Raw genomic sequence first — 906 nt, forward strand, 5'->3', positions numbered from 1 at the left:
CCCGCAACGCAGCCTCCGGATCCACCCCGTCCGCCTCCGCCCGCACAGCCAGCGCCAGCAGCTCGTACCCGATGCCGTCGTCCCCCGTAGGCAACGGCACCTCAAGTCCCGCCGTCCGCACGCGTGATGCCAGCTTCGATGCGAGGGCGAGGCCGGGCTGGCCCATGGGGATGCCCTCGGTGATGGAGGTGCGGCGCTTCTCCTCGGCCTTGGTGCGGAGCCAATGTGCCTTGACCTCCTCGGGAGTTGACGCCGTCTCGTTGCCGAAGACGTGGGGGTGACGGTGGATCAGCTTGGTGATGATGCCGGCGGCCACGTCGTCGATGGAGAAGGGGGTGTCGGGGTCCTCCTCGGCGATGCGGGCGTGGAAGACGACCTGGAGGAGGACGTCGCCGAGTTCCTCGCGCAGTTCGTCGCGGTCGCCCTCCTCGATCGCCTCGACGAGTTCGTACGCCTCCTCGATGCCGTACTTCGCCAGGCCCTTGTGGGTCTGCTGGGAGGACCACGGGCACTCGGCACGGATGCGGTCCATGACGTGGACGAGGTCGAGGAGGCGGGCGCCGGGCAGGTCGTAGGAGGCGGGGAGCAGTTCCAGGTCCGGCATCTGGACGCGGCCCGAGCCTGCCAGGCGGGCCAGGCCGTCGGTCAGGGCCGGTTCGCCCTCTCCCGTGGCCACGACCACCACCGTGGAGCCGTCCGCGCAGGCCGCGACCAGTTCCTCTGCGGTCGGGGACGCCTCGTCAACCCGTATCCCGGCTTCGCGGAGATACGGCAGCTGCGGATGCGCGCCGTCCGCGCACAGCACCCGGTCGGCGTCGCGCAGCGCCTGCCAGGCGGGCCAGGACAGCAGGCCGGGAGCGACGCGGTGGCTGGTGGTGAGCAGGACGATGCGGCCGGGGGTGGGAG

General features: G+C 71.4%; 1 protein-coding gene. It reads right to left on the reverse strand.

Features of this window, described 5'->3' with window-relative positions:
- The coding region (locus tag AC31A1_RS52010) for a nucleoside triphosphate pyrophosphohydrolase (protein ID WP_489660010.1) at positions 1 to 906 on the reverse strand (906 nt) is incomplete at both ends.

The organism is Streptomyces sp. P5F9 (assembly GCF_057961495.1).